This window comes from Acidobacteriota bacterium (genome assembly GCA_012517875.1).
Classification (GTDB): Bacteria; Acidobacteriota; JAAYUB01; order JAAYUB01; family JAAYUB01; genus JAAYUB01.
Window position 1 is genome coordinate 1 of the sequence record JAAYUB010000181.1, and the last position, 3653, is coordinate 3653.

Genomic DNA, 3653 nt, shown 5'->3' on the forward strand with positions numbered 1-3653 from the left:
CCGCATCCAGATTGGTAGACAGGAGCAATATAGTCTGTGACTCCGGAAGCAATCACCACGTCCAGACAGAATGCGCCCCTCTCCAGGGGAAGGGTGTGTTTTGTCTTGACGGGAGCGCTCTTCTCATAGATGAGAGTTGAGAGTAGGGAAGGAGCCTCGAGCCTCGAGCCTCAAGTCTCGAGCCTCAAGACCCGAATCAAGAGACGAGGGGCGGCCGGCGGTCACTTCGCCAGAGGGTCCATGGAACGGAAGGCCTGGCGGATCTGGTCGTCGGTCAGCCGATCGAACTGGGGCAGGAGCGGCCGTTGCGGATCCAGCCCCGCGATCTCCCGGCGGTGCTGCTTCATCCACTTTACGAGGCCCTTCATGATCCGCCGGTTCGCCTGGCCGTGAGGCGTCGGGTCACCGATGTTGGCGTCGAAGATGCCGTCAAGCGCCAGCCGGGGGGCGGCGGAGAACACGACTTCGGACAGCTTGGCGTAGTACTCCGTCTGCCAGGGCGACCCCATCTTCGTCCCCAGACGCTGGTCGATGGCGTGCCGGCCCTCATGGGCGAAGATGGAGCTTTCCTGCACCGACCGCTCGTGCTCGGCCAGGAAGGCCAGCCGCAGGTCTTCGTCCCGGATCCCCCGCTGCACCAGCCGCGCCTCCAGCGCCTGGTCCGCCTGGAGCTGCAAGCGCAGGGCCAGGCCCGGCAGGAAGCCGTAGGGATCCCGGCGGGCCCGGGCGTCGTCGAGGGCGGTTTCCCGCGCCAGTCGCGCGGCGTATTCGGCCCGCTCCGGCTCCGAGTGGAGCCGCTGCCAGCTCACCGTCGCGGCATTCGCGTAGACGGGGCGGATCTGCCAGATGGTGTCGCGCCCGGCCCAGCCGCCGTGCTGGGCGCCGCTCTCCCAGGCCCAGCTCTGGAACCCGTTGGAGACCATGCTGTCCAGCACCACGAAACGCAAGCTGGCCTCGTGGCTGTACTGCTTCACGACGCGGGTCTCGTCGAGCACGCGGTGGCCCAAGTGGAGATCGTAATAGCCCGCGGTCCAGCCGACGGCGATGTAGGTGCCAAAATGCTGGTCGAGCAGCGCGTCCACCTCAGCGTTGGTGGGTGGAGGTTGCCGGTCAACGCCCAGGGCCGCAAGCACCGGCGCCGCCTGCGCCCCGATCTGTCGCGCGAACTCGTCCGGGTCGCCGCCGCCCAGGATCGTCTGGCGGTAGTGCTCCTCCGCGAGCCGGCGCACCGCGACCAGGCCGCGGGCGTACGCTTCGATGGGCCGGACGGTCGCGCTTTCCCGGACGGAGGCGTCGGCCCGCGGGTCCAGGGCGACCAGGGCCGCCTCCGCGAAGAAACGCCCTTCGGCCAGCGCCCGCACCAGCTCGATCCGGTCCGCCGGCGTCGCGCCGGCACCCGGCCAGCGGGGAAGGATCCGCTCCAGCTCCGCTCCCGCCGCGGCGATGACGTTGGGGGTGGGACCGCCGGGCGTCAGGCGGTAGTAGGAGCGCCAGGCCGCGAGGGCTTCGTCGCCGCGGTCCAGGAGCAACGCGGCGCCCAGAAGCAGCTGCGACGACTCGGGTTCGCCCGGCTCACGCCGGACCTGGCCGGACAGTTCGTCGAACGCCTCCCGAAGCGGTCCGGTGTGGCCGACCTGCCCGTTCTGGCGCAACGCCGCGGCCTCGGCCACCGCGGCGCGCGCCCGGGCGCGGCGCGCGCCGCGGCGCTCCGCATCATTCCCGGCGACGTCGAGGGCCGTGGTGGCGGCCGCCCACGCGGCCGGATAGTCCGCGCGCGCCTGCTCCAGCCGGGCCAGCGCGATCCAGGCCTTGGCCGGCTCGGCCCCGGTCGCGGCGGCCCGCAGCAGCCGCGACCGTGCCTCGTCGAACCGGTGAAGGTACTTCCAATCCAGGACCGCCAGACGCCGCTGCACCTCGGCGGCGTCCTTCGCCGCGCCGTCCAGGGTCTCGGCGTGCGTCAGGACCTGGCGCTCCCGCGCGATGTCGTGGGCGGCGTCGGCCCGCCGGGCCTCGTCCAGGCACAGGATCAGGTCGGCGGGGAGCGGGTCGGCCGCCCGGCATTCGGTCGTGAGCACCCACACCATGACGAGCGCCACCGCGGCCGTGCCGCCGATCATTCCTTTCTTGCGATTCATTGTCTCCCTCCTGGGGTCGGTTTCGGTGCGGCGACAGGCTCCCAGCCCATGGCGCCGCCCAGCGCCTGCAACTCGGCGGGGTCAAACACGTAGCGCAACTCCAGAGCCCGGGGATGGACGCGGACCGCTTCAGGCAGGCTGGCCCAGACCCGCGGCGTGAACAGGACCGGCGGCCCGCGCCGGGACCGCAGCACCGCGGCCGGATCGCCCGTGACCCGCGAATCGATCCGGATCTGACGGCTGCCGCAGAGCGCCGTCAGATCCGCGGCGACCACGCCGGCGGTGGCCGGATCGTGCTCGCAGACGATCACTCGCGACACGCGGTCCAGCCGCTGGAGAAGCGCCGGGTCGGGGTAGATCGTCAGGAAGCGGATCCGTCCCAGCCGCCGCGGCCACATTCGGCGCAGATCGTTGTAATGGAAGTAGGTAGAGATCACGGGGCCTTCGGGGGGCTCGGTCTCCAGGGCCAGTGGCCACGGACGTGCGTGGACGCGGAATCGCGCGGCGATCTCCCGGGTGTGAGACGCGCATTGCCACTCGCTGCATTCGACGACGTACACCGTGGGCCGGTCCGCCTCGCGTGCCGGGGCGGCTTCGAGCAGGGCCGCGGCGAGGCTGCGGGATCCCATCCCGAAGCGCTCGGCGGCTTCCCAGCGAACCCGGTCGAGGAAGGCGTCGATCTCGCCGGCGCGCGAGGCATTGCCGCGGTCATGCTCCGCAATGCGCGTGCCGCGCGGCCCGCGGTTCCGCTCGACAAGACCTTCCCGGGCCAGCGCAGCGTATGCATGGCGAACCGTGTGGATATTGACGCCCCACTTCTCGGCGGCCTGGCGCATGGGCTGGAGGGCGTCGCCCGGGGCCAGTTCCCCCGCCGCGATGGCCGCGCGGAGGGCCTGGGCGATCTGGTGGTACAGGGGAATTGGGCTGTCGGGATCGATCGAGAGGATCATGGGAACCTCCAGTTACATCTATAATTACGTAACAATATAACAAAAGGTTGCACAACGTCCAGCGCGTCCGTTTCGAATGTTCAACTGAAAAATGGGGCGTTGGATACGCCCGGAGGAGCTAATCGAGCCGGCGATACAGCGGGGGGATTCACCACAGAGTCCGCAGAGGACGCAGAGGGGGAGAGGGCACGCCAAGGCGCGAAGGCGCCAAGCACTTCTTTTTGTCAATGGAACACCGAGCGACGACCCGGCGAAGGAGGCCGGTTGCGTCGCAACCGGCAGCGGCGGGGGGAGCTTCACCGCGGAGGACACAGAGGGCACAGGGAAGGTTGATGGTTGATGGTTGATCGTTGATGGTTGATGGTTGGAGATGGTTCGCAGGTTTCAGGTTCGAAAGTTCCAGGTTCGCAGGTTCCAGGCTCGCAGGTTCCAGGTTCAAAAGTACCAGGTTCGAAAGTTCCAGGTTCGAAAGTTCCAGGTTCGAAAGTTCCAGGTTCGAAAGTTCCAGCTTCGAAGGTTCCAGGTTCGAAAGTTCCAGCTTCGAAGGTTCCAGGTTCGAAAGTTCCAG

General features: G+C 68.7%; 3 protein-coding genes. 1 reads left to right on the forward strand and 2 read right to left on the reverse strand.

What is annotated here, in order from left to right; all coding sequences use genetic code 11:
* Window positions 1-221 precede the first annotated feature (221 nt).
* Both GX414_16935 and GX414_16940 read right to left on the reverse strand, forming a co-directional pair.
* The gene (locus GX414_16935) at window positions 222-2135 is read right to left on the reverse strand and encodes a hypothetical protein (GenBank protein ID NLI48789.1); all 1914 of its coding nucleotides are present in this window, start codon (window positions 2133-2135) and stop codon (window positions 222-224) included.
* Window positions 2132-3085 carry a GntR family transcriptional regulator gene (locus GX414_16940; GenBank protein ID NLI48790.1) on the reverse strand — a complete coding sequence of 318 codons (954 nt, stop codon included), beginning with the start codon at window positions 3083-3085 and terminating at the stop codon, window positions 2132-2134. The genes GX414_16935 and GX414_16940 overlap by 4 nt, the downstream gene beginning before the upstream one ends.
* A gap of 353 nt (window positions 3086-3438) precedes the next feature.
* Between GX414_16940 and GX414_16945 the strand changes: the two genes are divergently transcribed.
* On the forward strand, window positions 3439-3653 hold a 215-nt coding region (locus GX414_16945), incomplete at its 3' end, for a hypothetical protein (GenBank protein NLI48791.1).